The organism is Salegentibacter sp. BLCTC, from assembly GCF_015143665.1.
Taxonomy (GTDB): domain Bacteria; phylum Bacteroidota; class Bacteroidia; order Flavobacteriales; family Flavobacteriaceae; genus Salegentibacter; species Salegentibacter maritimus.
In genome coordinates this window covers 665,312-680,699 of record NZ_WYEW01000003.1, presented here as the reverse complement: position 1 = coordinate 680,699, position 15,388 = coordinate 665,312, and the positions used below count along the sequence as shown (strand labels likewise).

General features: G+C 33.7%; 14 protein-coding genes. 2 read left to right on the top strand and 12 right to left on the bottom strand.

Annotated elements, in window-relative coordinates; translation table 11 throughout:
- The first annotated feature begins 370 nt into the window (after positions 1 to 370).
- Complete coding sequence (locus GUB10_RS06415) at positions 371 to 1,225, top strand: polysaccharide lyase (protein WP_193710594.1); 855 nt, start codon at positions 371 to 373, stop codon at positions 1,223 to 1,225.
- A gap of 39 nt (positions 1,226 to 1,264) precedes the next feature.
- Here the strand turns inward: GUB10_RS06415 and GUB10_RS06410 are convergent, their stop codons facing one another.
- The 7 genes from GUB10_RS06410 to GUB10_RS06380 are packed head-to-tail and all read right to left on the bottom strand — an operon-like array spanning position 1,265 to position 7,231.
- On the bottom strand, positions 1,265 to 2,137 hold the full coding sequence (locus GUB10_RS06410; protein ID WP_193710593.1) for a hypothetical protein: 873 nt from the start codon (positions 2,135 to 2,137) through the stop codon (positions 1,265 to 1,267).
- A gap of 6 nt (positions 2,138 to 2,143) precedes the next feature.
- A complete protein-coding gene (locus GUB10_RS06405; protein ID WP_193710592.1) occupies positions 2,144 to 3,151 on the bottom strand; it encodes a Gfo/Idh/MocA family protein in 1,008 nt (335 codons plus the stop codon).
- A 30-nt stretch (positions 3,152 to 3,181) separates the two neighbouring features.
- Positions 3,182 to 3,661, bottom strand: coding sequence for a glycosyltransferase (locus GUB10_RS06400; protein ID WP_193710591.1), 480 nt, complete (start codon positions 3,659 to 3,661; stop codon positions 3,182 to 3,184).
- Between the two features lie 23 nt (positions 3,662 to 3,684).
- Positions 3,685 to 4,167: a PssD/Cps14F family polysaccharide biosynthesis glycosyltransferase gene (gene pssD / locus GUB10_RS06395; RefSeq protein WP_193710590.1), complete on the bottom strand. Its 483-nt coding sequence runs from the start codon at positions 4,165 to 4,167 to the stop codon at positions 3,685 to 3,687.
- A 59-nt stretch (positions 4,168 to 4,226) separates the two neighbouring features.
- A complete protein-coding gene (locus GUB10_RS06390) occupies positions 4,227 to 5,192 on the bottom strand; it encodes a glycosyltransferase family 4 protein (RefSeq protein WP_193710589.1) in 966 nt (321 codons plus the stop codon).
- A gap of 30 nt (positions 5,193 to 5,222) precedes the next feature.
- Positions 5,223 to 6,116 carry a polysaccharide deacetylase family protein gene (locus tag GUB10_RS06385; RefSeq protein ID WP_193710588.1) on the bottom strand — a complete coding sequence of 298 codons (894 nt, stop codon included), beginning with the start codon at positions 6,114 to 6,116 and terminating at the stop codon, positions 5,223 to 5,225.
- A 38-nt stretch (positions 6,117 to 6,154) separates the two neighbouring features.
- Positions 6,155 to 7,231 carry a glycosyltransferase family 4 protein gene (locus tag GUB10_RS06380; RefSeq protein WP_193710587.1) on the bottom strand — a complete coding sequence of 359 codons (1,077 nt, stop codon included), beginning with the start codon at positions 7,229 to 7,231 and terminating at the stop codon, positions 6,155 to 6,157.
- A 249-nt stretch (positions 7,232 to 7,480) separates the two neighbouring features.
- Between GUB10_RS06380 and GUB10_RS06375 the strand changes: the two genes are divergently transcribed.
- The gene (locus GUB10_RS06375; protein WP_193710586.1) at positions 7,481 to 8,443 is read left to right on the top strand and encodes a beta-1,6-N-acetylglucosaminyltransferase; all 963 of its coding nucleotides are present in this window, start codon (positions 7,481 to 7,483) and stop codon (positions 8,441 to 8,443) included.
- Between the two features lie 21 nt (positions 8,444 to 8,464).
- Here the strand turns inward: GUB10_RS06375 and GUB10_RS06370 are convergent, their stop codons facing one another.
- From GUB10_RS06370 to GUB10_RS06350, 5 genes are all read right to left on the bottom strand, one after another.
- Positions 8,465 to 9,514: a glycosyltransferase family 2 protein gene (locus GUB10_RS06370; protein WP_193710585.1), complete on the bottom strand. Its 1,050-nt coding sequence runs from the start codon at positions 9,512 to 9,514 to the stop codon at positions 8,465 to 8,467.
- Positions 9,511 to 10,758: a hypothetical protein gene (locus GUB10_RS06365; RefSeq protein WP_193710584.1), complete on the bottom strand. Its 1,248-nt coding sequence runs from the start codon at positions 10,756 to 10,758 to the stop codon at positions 9,511 to 9,513. The genes GUB10_RS06370 and GUB10_RS06365 overlap by 4 nt, the downstream gene beginning before the upstream one ends.
- Positions 10,755 to 12,158 carry an oligosaccharide flippase family protein gene (locus tag GUB10_RS06360; RefSeq protein ID WP_193710583.1) on the bottom strand — a complete coding sequence of 468 codons (1,404 nt, stop codon included), beginning with the start codon at positions 12,156 to 12,158 and terminating at the stop codon, positions 10,755 to 10,757. The genes GUB10_RS06365 and GUB10_RS06360 overlap by 4 nt, the downstream gene beginning before the upstream one ends.
- Before the next feature lie 84 nt (positions 12,159 to 12,242).
- Positions 12,243 to 14,555 (bottom strand): polysaccharide biosynthesis tyrosine autokinase, encoded by a 2,313-nt coding sequence (locus GUB10_RS06355; protein ID WP_193710582.1) that lies wholly within the window; start codon positions 14,553 to 14,555, stop codon positions 12,243 to 12,245.
- Between the two features lie 15 nt (positions 14,556 to 14,570).
- Positions 14,571 to 15,386, bottom strand: a complete 816-nt coding sequence (locus GUB10_RS06350; RefSeq protein WP_193710581.1) for a polysaccharide biosynthesis/export family protein — start codon at positions 15,384 to 15,386, stop codon at positions 14,571 to 14,573.
- Positions 15,387 to 15,388 lie beyond the last annotated feature (2 nt).

The following is a 15,388-nucleotide window of genomic DNA, read 5'->3' as shown; positions in this document are numbered from 1 at the left end:
CAAACCAACAATAACATAAGTTTAGTTATTTCTTCCCTAAATTTTACTCGCTTCAACGAATCACAAAGCACTGACTATCAGTTAATTCATTTATTTTTTAGTATCTTACTTATAGATTTGAAATTATATAATTGATTATAGACAGCTTTAGCCTCAAAGCTCAAAATTTTCTATAACTGATTAAAAACCGGTAATGTAGATGCAGTCAGAATAGGCTAATACCTATTTCATAGCAGAAAAACTCTATTTATTATACGCTTCTCATTAGAAAAATGTTAGCAAGCCAACGAGCGGTATTAAATGATTTCATTTCGATTTTGAGATAAGTCTGTGTGTATTATCACGATTATCGAGTACTATCTATGTTGTCATGAAATACATTTGCTATTTATTACTTTTTTCGGCCTTTATTTTTTTACAGGGATGTCAGTTTAGCATTGGTAAAAAGCAAACACTTAGCTTTTTCCCTCCCCTACCTATAGATCAAATTTCCTCAAATTTAATTTTAGAGGAAAGTTTTGAAAATATTGCCCTGGAAACAAATCCACAGGCGGGAAATTTTTACCTGGAATATGCCAAAAACCATAGTTTTCAGCTTGAAAAAGATATTGTAAGGAAAGGTGCTACTGCCGGTAGATTTGAAATCAGAAAAAATGATCCTCAAATTTGGGGTGGTCATAGATCAGAAATGTCCCAGGCTCAAAGTACAACAAAGAAAGAGGGCTGGTATGGTTTTTCACAATTTTTCCCAACTAGCTATACTACTGATGCTACCGGGGAAATTATTGCACAATGGCATGTTCAAGCCGATGAAGGAGAAGCTACCAACAGAAGCCCTTCCAATGCATTAATCGCTTCCGAAGGTAAATTAAAATGGATGTTAAGATGGGATACCGATCGTATTATGGAGAATGGACATTCAGACGGACTTATCTATATAGATCTGGGAACTATACCTAAAGATAAATGGGTTGATTGGGTAGTGCATATTAAATACTCCCATACCAATACCGGAGTATTGGAGGTGTGGAAAGATGGTAAAAAAGTAATTGATAGACAAAATATGCCGAATACTTATAACGATGAAAAATACCCTTATTTTAAATTTGGTATTTATAAATGGGAATGGACACCAACCTCTTCCCAAAAGGTAATCTATTATGATGAGGTGCGTATAGGAAATGAAAATAGCAGCTACGATGAAGTAAAGCCAGGTGCCAATTAATTGGCAAGGGTTATGCCCTTGTTCTACTAACTTTCTTATCTAAAAACTTACTTTCTGGCTGTCAAAATGATGAATTGTAGCTACCGTATTTTCAATATTTGTTTTGGAAGATGCTCCAAAAAGAATGGCCTCAATATTAGGTAATTTACAAACATACTCTATGGCTTCTTTGGGTGGGATTGCCCCACCACCTAAGACTTGCATGGCAATGGCCCTAAATTTTCGAGTTTTAAGTGTTTCTTCGTATAAACCTTTTCCTCCACTCATTCTAAAATTAAGCTTATTTATGGAAAAACAAATAATAGGATTTGCTATTCCGGCGGTTTCAAGCATAGTTAACAACCTGGGCATATTCATAGTGATAAATCCGGGCTCTGCATCGTATTTATTTTTTATATAATCGTAAAAACCTTTCAACACCTCAACCATTCCCAACCCTAAGAGTAGATCGGTGATTACGTTTTGCAGAAAAATAACCGGGGTATTAATTCCTTTAAACATTTTCATTTCAGCATCGATAAGCAGTTCCATAATCTTTAGAAAATCTTTTGAGACAAATGCCATTCCTCCTTTAAATAGGGTACCAAAGAAATTTCCGGGAACATATTGCTTAATAGTTCCCTGAATCCCCAATTCGGTTACGGCATTGGCATATTTATGGGCATAAGGCATACAAGGATAAATTTTAAAGTTTTCATATTTCCCGGGATTAGCCCTAATTATATCACAAATATTGGCTATTCTATCATGAGTTGTACACATAAAGGTATTGAGACCCGATGCCCTGGCAGCATCTATCATATTTATAATAGCTTCATCGGTTTTAAATTTTATAGATTGCGCCATAGATTTGGCATCAGAAATATGGTTTACCGCAAAAAACTGATTGTCTCCGTATAATATTCTATCCATCCTATTTTAGTTTTGATTCCTTATTATTGAAATAGCCCTATCGGTAAGCCAGGCACTTTGAAAGTTATTTACATTATTAGGAACCGTTCCCTTTACGGCTTTTATAAAATAATCGACCTGTGCTGAATATTCTTCTCCTCTGAGGTAAAAATTTACCGGCTCGGTTAAATCGGTTACATATTTTACATTCCAACCTTTAGAGTAGCCTGTAGGGCATTGATTTTCTTTAAAATAGACTTTTAGTTCGTTGGCATCAGATATTATTTTTCCTTTATTGCCATTTATGGTAATTGAAGTAGACATTTTTCTGTAAGTTTCGTCGCTCCAGTTTACAGAAAGTACTCCGGTGGTTTTATTGGAAAGCTCCAATATAGCATAGACGGCATCCTCTACTTTTTTGGAGTAAACAGATTTTAGAATACTTCCTTTACAGGCTGTTACAGGCGATAGAATATCGTTAATTAGGTCTATTACGTGAGAGGCATAATCCATTAGGCAGCCTCCGCCTTCGGTTGGGTTAGAACGCCAGGTTCCTTCTTTCTTCTTTGTTACCACCGGCCCATAGGCCTCACCCAGAAAATGGTTAATTTCTCCTATGGCACCATTTTCTACCAATTTCTTGACTTCTTTAAAAGTGCCTATAAATTTATTGTGATAACCTACCTGGTTTACTACATTTTTCTTCGATGCCAGGCTAGCTAGCTCCAGTCCTTGTTCCGAACTTAAGCAGAAAGGTTTTTCAACAAAAACATGAATGTTTCTGGCTAAAAGTTCCTTCACAAAGTCAAAATGAAATTTGGTAGGTGTAGCTACAAAAACTGCATCGGGTTTTTCCTCTTCCAGCATTAGTTGATAGTCTGTATAACAGCTGAAGCTACTATATTTCTCCAGTGCACTAAGCACAAGTTTAGAAGTTTCACATACCCCAACCACCTCTACATCTGGATGAGCACCTAAAATTGATAAATGAGAGATGCCCATTTTTCCCGCACCTATTAAGCCGACTTTTATCATAAGGTTCTAATTATTTAAGGTTATAAATCTTTACAAAGAATCGATATATTCTTCTAAATGATCTATTATATTTTGCTTCGTGGAAACGTAGGTTGTTGGCTCAAAAGCATCTACTTTGGGCAGTATGTCCTCCAAAGCCATATCTTCGGTCCAGGGTAAGATATAATTCTGTTTAGCAAACTCTTGTAGTATCTCTTCCTGATGGTTATCTACCACTTCTTTATATTTTGCCAGTCTGGGAATAGCAATTATCTTTTTTTGCAGCTTCATTCCTTTAATTAAAGATCCTGTACCGGCCTGTGTAATTACAAGTCGGGCTTGTTTATAGAGTCCGGTCAACTCATCGGGGGCAATAAAAGGTCGCATGTCTAAATAGTTCGAATCAAACCGGGTATGCCCGCTTTGTACAATTACCTTTTCGTTTATAATGCCATCTCTACAAAGCCTGTCTATTTCAACAAGTGGCCGTTTAAAAGCAGTTGGAAAAGTGCCCAATAGTACAAGTATCATAGTAAAAATGTTAGTCTGAATAATTAATATATCCCTCCAAGATAGATGGCTTTCTTATAAAATTTCTGTACTCCCGGCCATTGAACTATAAATTTATTGGCTATCGGATAAACTATATCTGCCGAAAAAGCCCTTGAATTTATTCTGGCGTAGCTAAGAATCCAGATAATCTTAGCTCCTACCAATTTCCCTAAAAAACACATGGGAATGGCTGTATGACTTCCGGTTGTAATAATAACTTTAGGATAATGCTGCATTAAAATTTTTAGGGAGAGAAAAGTATTTACAATTAAACTAAAAATAAAAGATAGATTTCTTTTCTGCCCTTTAGACCTACCTTTTAAGTATTTAATATTATACTTTTCTTTTAATGGAATTGTAGCCGGAGACTTTTCTGTAACAATTAGGTAATTGTAATTTAGGAACATATCTCTTAACTCTAAAATTTGAGCAAGGTGCCCCCCATCAGAACAAATAAGTATAATTTTTTTCCTTTTATCTCTCATAAGTTCAAATTTTTAATGGAAAAATCGTTTTAAAAAGCCCTGATTTGCCGCAAGCTGATTTATTGAACCAAAAGGCTTTGGTAGACATCATAAATATTAGAACAAACTTTTTCTTGGTTCAAAGCCAACTGTGTTATCTTTTCACTACCATTAGTAAACCTGTCTTTGGGAGCTAATTTTAGTATTTCACATACTTTTTCTGCCAGTAGGCAAGCATCAAAAGAATCTACTACGGCACAGTTTTTTACTCCATTTAATAAATTTGCTACATCCCCTACCCTGGTGGTAACAATGGGTACACCACAAACCATAGCTTCTTTAACAATTTGGGGAGAGCCTTCACTAAAGGAGGTCATTAAGAGACAGTCTAATCGGCTTAAATTTTGAGCCATTTCTATTCTACTGAAATTGGCAAATTCTAAAGTTTCTATTTGAAATCTTTTTTCAAGCAAAATATTGACCACTGCTTTAAACAAAGGGTAATTTTTCACTTCCCTGTTTCTATCTGAAGGGAATCCAATTACTAGTTTTCTGTTCTTTAAGTTATTACGTGCTACTTTAAATATTTCTGTATTTATCCCGCAGGGAATTTTAACCGATTTATTTTGATATTTCCCGAGTTTAGAGGCCATTTTATCATTTAGAATAATAATCTTATCGGCCCTGGCAGCAACCATGTGGCTAATTTTCTGCATTAATCCCTCCTTTTTTTTAAATGAAATTATATCGCTACCATGAAAGGTTACAATTACAGGTACTTTAATTAAAGGATTTAGTAGTAAGAAAATCCCGGCCAGGCCAAAATGTATATGAATAAGATCGAAATTACCTTTAGAAATAACATTCTTAATTTTAAAAATACTGCTTAAATAATTTAAATATTTGTGCCGGGAACGATCAATAACAAATAGTTTATAGTTGATACCATATACTTTATGACAATACTCAACCTGTTCTTTGATGAACACTCCTTCAAAAGGTGTAGCTTCTGAAGGATACATATTGGTTACATATAGAACATTCATAAACTTCTACAGAATGGTATTTTATAATTATTAATCTTTAAAAAACCGCTGCCATACCCCCATCATTCGGCAAATAGCTTCAGCTTCAGATATTCCTTCATAAATGCAGAATCGCGGTAGTTCATAAATTTTCTGAAGCTTTTCTTTAGTAAGGTATTCAGGCTTTGTAGTATACGCTGAAGAAAAATTCAACTTTTTTAAATAATTGATTTCCCTTTCGGAATAATCTCCATTAGGATAGGCGAAAGAAACAACCTGCCTGTTTAACCATTTTTCAATTTGAAACTTAGAATTCTTAATCTCCCTGAAAGACTCCCCATCTTCACAATTTATAAGAATAGGATGGTGAACCGTGTGGGCACCTATATTTATATACCCGGCTTGTGATGCCTTTTTTAGTTGCGATAAATCTAAAGCCTGCCTTTCTAAACTAATTTTCCTTTTTACTTTGGCTACTAATCTTTCTCGTTCCTTATTTGAAACTTGCTTTAACTTTTTGACGGAAGGAAAATCCATTCCTAAATCCTGGGCTTTTGTAATATATGGCCACCAATAATTCCCATGTTCAATAGCATCTGTAGCTACAAAAATTGTAATGGGCACCTGGTGTTTTTGGGCTATTTCAATAACATTTTTTTCATTGCTTAACCAGCCATCATCTACAGTTATAACCACTGCGCCCTTTGGAAAGGGTTTCTTGTTATTTGCAATTGCCACAATATCTTTTTCAGATAGAAAAATAAATTTGTTTTTTTTTAACCATTTAATGCAAAACTCAAAGAGAGAGGCATCTGGTGCATGAAAGTAAATCGAAATTATAAATTCCCCACGAAGCGCCTTGTTTTTAAGCCTTTTTGAAAGCCCAAAAAGAATAAGCAACCTGGAAATAATTGAGGCGTAAAAATTTTTAATATTATTTCTCAAAAGGGCTATAATTATCTATTACTTCCTTCTAAAGGAGGCTAATTAGCAAGCTTTTTTACCAAAGGAATAAAATGATTTTTCACGGCATTCTCCCAGGTATTGTTGGAATATGCCTTTATAATTCTTTCACTACAAAACTCCTTTTTTTTCTCCTGCAGCTTTATAATTCCTTCACAAAACGAATTAGGGTTATCCTTAACAATAACACCAGACCAGGGTCTAATAATTTTCTTATTTTCAAAAGTCGCGGTTGCGATTACGGGCAAACCGGAAATTAAATATTCAAAAGTTTTGGTAGGGGTTTGATATTCGTAATATGGCAATATGGGCACATAAGACACACCTATATTTGCATTCTCAAAATAAGGTTTTAAATCTTTTTGAGGTATATACCCCAGTATACTTATATAAGGTGAAAGCTTGTAAGATTCTACATAAGCCTTTAGTTCTTCTAATTCGTTATTTGGCCCGTCCCCAATAATTTCAAACTTAATACTATCATTCTTATAACCTGTTATCTCCAGGAATTTGTGGAAACCTTTCACGCAGTCTATCATATTTCTATTATCAAAAGTGCCCACGTATATTAATTTTAGGCTATCAAAAGACTTATGATTTGTATTGAAGACTGCCCCACCCAGCGGGAGTATCTCATACTTGTTTCTATTTAAGCGTTTGCCGAGCCCACTATTAATAACTGCTAGATTTTTAAAGAAAGAGGTTTCAAATTTTAGCATAAAGTCATAGACATATCTTTTGCTGGCATTTGGCATCACGCCAAAAGTATCTACATACATTAAAAAGTTAGCTCCCGGATTTAGAAGTTTCACCAAAGAAATTCCTCTTACATAAGTTGTTAGCACAAGGTTATATCCCAGCGAAATCTCTTTATAAAAAGCCTTTAAAAGTTTAAAATTTCTTTTTAACAGGTTGCCCTTTCTGCTTACATATTTCACTTTAACAAGAGATAATTCTATTTTTGGTAATTTGTAATCCCAACCTACATAGGTTATATCAAAATCATGCCTAGCATATTCACAATATTTATAGGTTGTTGTAGAATAACCAAACTGCGCAGACCCCAGTATAAGTATTTTTTTCTTTTCCTTTTTCAAATTAAAAGTGCCTTAGTATTAGCCGAAATTCACCAACCGTATCTATTTCTAACATGTTTAATTCAATGTTCAGGTATCTATATAATTATACAAAAACCTTAAATAAGGAAATCATATCTTATTATTAATCAGAGAAATAATTTGAGATAGCCCCCTTTTTTTTATAAATTTAAATAGCTTACCAAAGCGCCTACTTAAGTGAAAAGAAGTAATTAAATAATAAAACCTATTGCCTTTAGAGTAATCCCCATGAACATAAGCTACCTAATTCTCGCTCACAAAAATCCATCTCAGTTTCATAGAATGGTAAAAAAACTAGATGCAGAAAATGTTTATTTTTTTGTTCATATAGACAAAACTGCAGATGATGTTCCCTTTAAACAGGCATTTATAAATTATAAAAATGTTTTCTTCATTGAAGAAGAAAAGAGAATGATAACGCCCTGGTCCAGTATTGGGATCTGTAAAGTCACACTTCTTCTTCTTAATAAGGTAATTAAAAAATTCACTTCCAATACTTATTGTGTGCTTCTATCTGGGCAGGATTATCCACTTAATAATAATGGACACATCTATAATTTTTATCAATCAAATTATGGAAATAATTACATTGTAGCGGAAGAGATTAAAGATATTTGGCCGGAATGGGCAAATAGATTTGAAAGATATAATTTCCACCTTCCCAATAAACGTTTAAACAGAGGCATCTTTCCTATTTTCGACTCCAGGTTCTTAACACTTCGCAATTTTAAACACATATTTTATCTACTAAGAAACCTTGGTTTTACAACTACAGTTAATACAGTATTTAAGCCTAAAAGAATTCATCCAAATTACCTGGAACCTAAAGGCGGTGACACCTGGTGGGCCCTCCCCGTGGAAACAGCTATTGAAATAATTAATTATTTAAAGAAAAACCCAGACCTTTTAGAGTACCATGCTTATACTCATGTTCCCGATGAAACTTTATTTGCGAGTATTGTGAATAAACTAAAAGAAAAAGAGCAAATAAAAACTACAAATACCTATACTAACTGGCTTAGAAATGATGTTGAATTACCGGTAACTTTTAAAGAAAATGATTTTGAAGAATTAAAACAAGCCAGTAAAAATTATCTATTTGCAAGAAAATTTGATGTTGCACAAGATAGTGCCATTCTCAACAAACTAGATCATTATATTAATCATCAAAAAACTAATATTTCCTCTTAAATGAAACTTTCCATAAGCTTTTCATGTTAATTTAAATTCAAATTTATCATATTTCAAAACACATCTAAAGGCTAGCTTAGAACAGGCTATTGGTTTTATAGACCAGCGATTTTTTAATGATTTTTTAATGAAGAAGGATAAGGTCTTTAAACCAAAACCAGAAGCTTTTTTAGACAAAAAGAAAAATTGCTCGGCCACAATATCATTAAATATCTGAGTATCATATACCATTTTTTGATGGTTTGCAAGTTGTAAGTTTTCTAACCACAAACAACATTCCTGAAAATGAGAAACCTTAGAGAACATTTTTCTTGAACAAATAGCATGATGTAAACGCAATTCATTTTCGGAAGCACGAATATCCAAATTTGCCAAAGCCTTCTTATAAACTGTTTTTAAAATATGAAAAGTTTGTTCTTCTCTATCTTCAAAGGATTTCATAATACTGGTTTCAGAATCGCGATAATGATATAGAACTTCCTGGATATTAGAAAACTTTAAATATTGAGAGCAATTAAAAATAAAATCGTAATCCTCACTTATTTGAAGCCCCTCATCATATTTTAAATTGTACTTTTTTATTTCCGATAACCTAAGCATTGCGGTTGCATTTGGAACACTGGCCGGTTTAAATAGAAGTGATGCTTTTATCTTTTCAGAACTTTTAAAAGCCTTTGTTACATAATACGTTTTAGAGTCTTTAAACCTGGAAAGCCAGGTACCACAGCCGCCAAAATCTAAGTTATTTTGTAGAAAATTCAGTTGTTTTTCAAATCGGATAGGTTCGTTAAGATCATCACTATCTGTCCAGGCAATAAATTCGCCCCTGGCCTCCTGCAAAGCAAGATTTCTACAGTGGGCTACCCCTCTATTTTCTTCAAGATTAATCAATCTAATACGTGCGTCTTTATATAAAGAAACTACGCTATGGGTATCATCTAAAGAGCCATCATTAATTATTAGCAATTCAAAATCCCTGAATGTTTGATTAAGCACACTTTCTATAGCTTCACCAATATACCTTTCGGCATTATAGGTTGGCATTGCTACTGTTAAAACCGGATTTTTCATTTAGAAATCATCATTTCACGATCTATCTCTTTGGCTGGTTCTGGCTCTTGTGTTTTACCGTTTCCCTGCCCTATATAAACGGCCTGGTACATATATAGCACGTAAACCGTAATTATTAAATAGTGATAGTGGTAAGTAGTATACCAGGTTAAACTGGTTAAAAGCATAAACCACAAATAGTATTTTAAGTATTGAAAATTTCCCGGAAGCGGAATTATAAAACTTTTTATAAAAATAAGTAAGTATGCTATAATGGCGAGTACACCAAACATAACATAGACTGCTATAATACCTACATCAGATAAAAAATATTCCTGTGTTACCCCTAAACTATCTACATACAGGCCAAAATTTGAAACTCCAAAATACGGCACCCCATTTCCCAAAATTTGAGTGCTTAAATTCGGAGAGAAATCGGTTAAAAAAAATTCTCCCGCCAAAACACGAATATAATTTGAACCTAAATTAGCATCATTACGGGTAGAGTCTATTAATCCATCAATAATTGGATGGTTTACATATTGTAGAAAAATTATAATGCTAACCAAAGAAGCAAATACCACTAATTTCTTCCAAATTCTAATACTTCTTATTACGTGATATAGATAAATTAAAAGTATTCCCACTATAAATTGCCGTGTTACCTGCATTACCGGGATAACAATTCCGGCAATTGCTAAAAGTAGCCAAAACCACCTGTTTTTATCCTGGGAAGTTAATTTATTAATCGCAATAAAACTGGTTAAAACAAACACACCGCCTCCCGGAAATATAATTCTTGTAATTCCGCGAGAAACTAAAAATTCATCTCCCCACAGCGGTTTTCCAAAATAAACGGTGCCACTGGTTATAAACTCGAATACGTATAAAAGGATGTACAGTGAACCATAAAATACAATTATTTTTTCTAGAATATTTACAGGAAATTGAATATGCCATAAATAAAAAAAAATAAATACAATTAAATATGGTGCTACTGCTATTAGACTATCCAACAAGCTTTGATCCCAATATAAGCCCGCCATTATTATAGAAATAAACATAGCTATAAGCAATAACTGCACAGGAAAAACAAATCCTTTGTTAGTCGGTAATACATAGGGAACAGAAATAAAAACTGTAACTATAAGGGTTAAAAACAATAAATAATTAAGAAGACTATTATCTAAAAACCGTGCATCAAAAAATTTTAATGAAATAATAATCAGCAGAAAAACAAAAGCTATTTCAAAATGTCTTTTCATTTAACAAATAAAGGCTTATAGATTTTAAAAGAATATGGAAGCAATAAGCTTAAAATAGTAAAGCATATTATTAATTTATAGAATAAAGATATCCCTGAAGCTAGATAGTATGATATTACAAATAAGCTTATAGCGAGTAACCAAATTCTAAGGTCGTACTTAATCTTTATATTTAAAGATTTTTTAAATGTGAGCCATACATAAATTAAACAGGCACCGTAAGAAACTACATAGCCATAAGAAATTCCAAGCGCACCATATTTACTACTAAAAAAGAGCACGGGAGTACATACTAGAAAGTAAACAATACTAAATCTTAAAATAAGCTTTTCTTTATTTGCTGCTCCCAGTACTACGCCTACCATACTATCTACCGATGTAAAAAATAAATACCACACCTGCATTTGGCAGACTTTAATTGCGGGTAAGTATCCATCAGGAAATAATAATATCACTATTTCTTTAGAGAAAAGGGTAAATATGAAGCAAATAAGCATAGAGGCAATCATATACACCCCAAAACCAATAGATAAATACTTATAGAATCTAGACCTGTTATTACTCCACATGGCCGATAAATTTGGAAATATAGCACTTAGAGACATTCCCACTACCAGTGATATAGGGCCTAACAATCTTTCAGATAAATTAAAATATCCAATTTCGTTGTTGGTAGAATTTATATCTAAAAAATTGTTGGCAAGACTGGTTAAAGGCAATAGAATAAGAATCATCGCAAAATACGGCCAACTTTCCTTAATTATTTGCTTAGCAGAAACCCTAAAGTTCTGAACCTTGCCTTTAAATAACTTATAATATTTAATAAAAGCTAAGTAAAGAATAGCCTTTACCAGTGTTATTGAAATATAAAGCAAAAAAATAAAGCTAATACTTATGCCTTCGTCGAGAATAAAAAATACAATTACAAACCAAATAAGGCTATAGGTTAGATTAATAACCGCAGAAGGCAGCATTTTTTGATTTCCGTGAAAGATTAATTCAAATAAATTTGCAAAGCAACCAAACAGCGAGAAAACAAAAATTAAAAACAGGTTATTAAACGATAAACTTCCGAAGTAATAATTATAAATGTAGTAAATAAACGATAGAGCCATTATGGCCAGTACCCTTAGAATTGCCCCATTAACCAATAAATCATTAGTATGTGATGAATCTCTGGCAATGGTTCTTATTACAATATTTCTATTTCCTAAATCCCCAATTCTTAATAACAGCATTCCCTGGGCTATAAGAAAAGTAAACAGGCCATAATCATCAGGATTTAAAATACTGGTAATTTTAAGTACCGTAACCAAACTTATAAGTTGAGCTATAATAGTACCTATGGTTAAATAGGAGAAATTTTTAAATACTATATTACCCAGGATTTTTTTTATCATACGAGAAACCAAAATCAAAATTCTGGCTATTATTCTTTATAGTTCTTGTTAATTAGAAGTATCCATAGAATCGTATTGCTTTCGCTATTGTTTAGCATAAGAAGCCATTCTATGTTTTAAATCATAACCATAGCCATAATCGGTTTCAATCATTCCTCTATTTTTTAGACCATTAAAAACTATAGAAACATTTTTAAGGGCCTGTATGCCTGCAGATTCGTCCAGCCTTTTAAGAGATTCTTTTGAAGTATAGCCGTGCCTTATAACCAATAAGGTTTTTTCGCAAAACTCTGCTATAAGGTTTACTTCGGCCAAAATATTTACAGGAGCAGTATCTATAATAACATATTCGAAATCATTAGACAGTGTATCCATTAAAGAAGCCAGGTTTCCGTTTAGGAGAATTTCAGTATAATCATCTGCTTTGGCTCCGGTACCAATTACAAAAAGGTTGGGGTTAACCTTAGAGGGATGAATAATATTTTTATAAGTTTCTTCACCTTTTAAGTAACCAATAATTCCGCTAGAATTAGATACATCAAATAATTCTGATGTATGATGTTTTCTGAAATCCATATCAACAAGCGCTACCCGCCTTCCGGTTTGGGCCAGGCTAAAAGCCAAATTAGAACTCACAAAACTCTTCCCTTCCCCAGAAATTCCAGAGGTTACCAATATTCTCTTATCATGGATATCCTGACGGTATAAGCCCAGCCGCGCACCCAACTGCCTAAACTGTTCTATTAGCACAAACTCCTTTGGTTTTGTAAATTTCTTCGCCTTTGAATTTTTAGCGTAAAACAGTTCTGCAATCACCGGTATTTTGGTGTGATCCTCAATATCTGATCTATACAAAACTTTGCCGCTAAGAATTTCTTTTCCAACCACATACCCACTACCAGCTCCCACAGCAAGAAACATCGCAATTAAATAGGCGAAAAGTGGCTTAGGGCTTACCGGTTTTATAGAAGCCTCAGCTTTATCAATCATCGCACTATTTTCATTTGTTGGCACATTGGCCAGGGCTGCTTCTTCTCTCTTTTGCAGAAGATAAGAGAACAAATTATTCTTAATTGTTTTTCGTCTGTTTATTTCCAAAAGGGTTCTTTCCTTTCCCGGAATATTCCTCAAAGTAGAGTTAAACCTTATATTGTTAGAATTTAAACTACTTAGCCTTGACTCTAAATTCTGTCTTTGACTTTTTACGTTTTCTAATATACTGGGCCTTATTTTAGATATTTGATTAGAAATAGAAATTAAAATCGGATTATTCTCCCCAGTTGTTTTCTTTAATCTTTCATATTCTACTTCAAGGTCATACAGCTTCTCGATAAGCTGCGATAATATGGGATCGCTAATTCCAAGTGTAGAAGGAACCATTCCCCCGGCGCTACCTTTTGAGATTACATAGTTTTCAACATTATTTAAGACCGCCAGCTGAAGCTCGAGTTCAGAAATTTGCTTATCGTTCTCACCAACATCTTCAAGGTATAACCTACCTTGCTCACTCAAATCTATTACCCCCTGGTTCGATTTATATTCCTGTATTTTATACTCAAGCTCGGCTAAATCTTCTTCTACATTTTCTATTCGTTCATCTATAAAAGTCATTGTATTTAACGCAAGTTCATTCTGGTCCTGAACAATCTTTTGATTATACTGCCAAATTAATTGGTTAAGAATATCTTCGGCTTTTTCTGGTACCTGATCCTTTATGCTTAAATTAACTACCGATGAAAGCTTATTGGAAGTACTTATATCTAATTCATCAATTAAACCTGCAGTAATTATTTTAGGATTCAATAAATAAAAAAACAAAGGGTCTTGTGCTGTTTTATTGACGTTTTCATTCCTGGTAAACATAATGCTATGCCCACCAGAAATATTTAACCACGTATTCAAACTATACTCCTTTCCTAAATAATTAACCTTTTCTTTCTTAAAGTTATATTCAAAAAAATGCTTTTCAGGTTCTTTATCTGCAAAACCTATCTTCCCAGGGTTTTCAACAATCACTTTAATTGGGCTGGAAGTGTAAGCCGATTTCGTTTTAATTCCGGCATCTTCATAAATAGGCGCATAAAGCCCCAGGTTTTTCACTACGCCTTTCATTAAATCCCTGGACTTTAAAACTTCAATTTCATTCTCAACAATCTTTTTGGAATCAAAAGGATTTATACTTTCCATTATTTTAGAATCATCTACCCCCTTCTTTTCGTCCTTAATCATAATGGAGGCAGATGCCTCATAAACCGGAGTGGTATATTTTAAATACCCCCAGGCTGCGGCAACACAAACCACAATAAGCACCAGGAATAAAGGCCAAAAAGGAAAAAATGTTTTTATGATGTACCTGAAAAGATTATCCTCTTTTCCGGTTTTAGAATTGTATTTCATGGCTTTGCTATTTAATTATAGGAACCTGTCAAAAGCAATGACAGCGAGGGAGAGGGTACTAATGATAATAGGTAACCATTGATTGATTCTACTTGTAGAAGCGACCTTAGATTTGTTAGCTTCCACATAAATAATATCATTAGATTTAAGGTGATAATATGGCGATGTAAATATTTCTTCCGAAGTTAAGTCAAGCCGGACTAACTTTTTTACATTTCCTTCTTCCCGTATTAGCAAAATATTGTCGCGTTTTGCATAAACGGTAAGATCTCCGGCAAGTCCCAATGCTTCTAGTAAGGTTACTTTTTCGCTAGGAATAGTAACTACCGAAGGATTCTTTACTTCTCCCAATACTGAAACCCGGTAATTTAGGTACCTAACGTCTACTATTGGTTCTAATAAAAGTTTTCGGTCTATTAATTCTTCTGTTATTTCTTCCCGTAATTGCTGTTTTGTTTTTCCTGCTGCTTTTAGGCTACCCAAAATTGGAAACCTAATAAATCCCTCGTGGTCTACCAGGTAACCTGAAGCCTGAGTAGTAGTTCCTGTAGCTGTTGAAGTTTGCGTTACCGAAACATTAGATGCATTAAAAACTTCGGTAGCTTCAGGGTTTAAACTACTAACCGAGATACTAAGCAAATCGTTTTCCTGAATTACAGGTTCCATATTTTCAAATCTAGACCTGAATTCGGTATCGGGAATATCATTAAAATAGGTGGCTTTCTTAACATTCACGCAAGAGCTTAGTGAAATTATGGAGATAAAGATTAATATCTTCAATTGAAAGCTTTTTTTAGGGACAAGCGCTAAGGGTGGAGTTGAATTTTTCATAG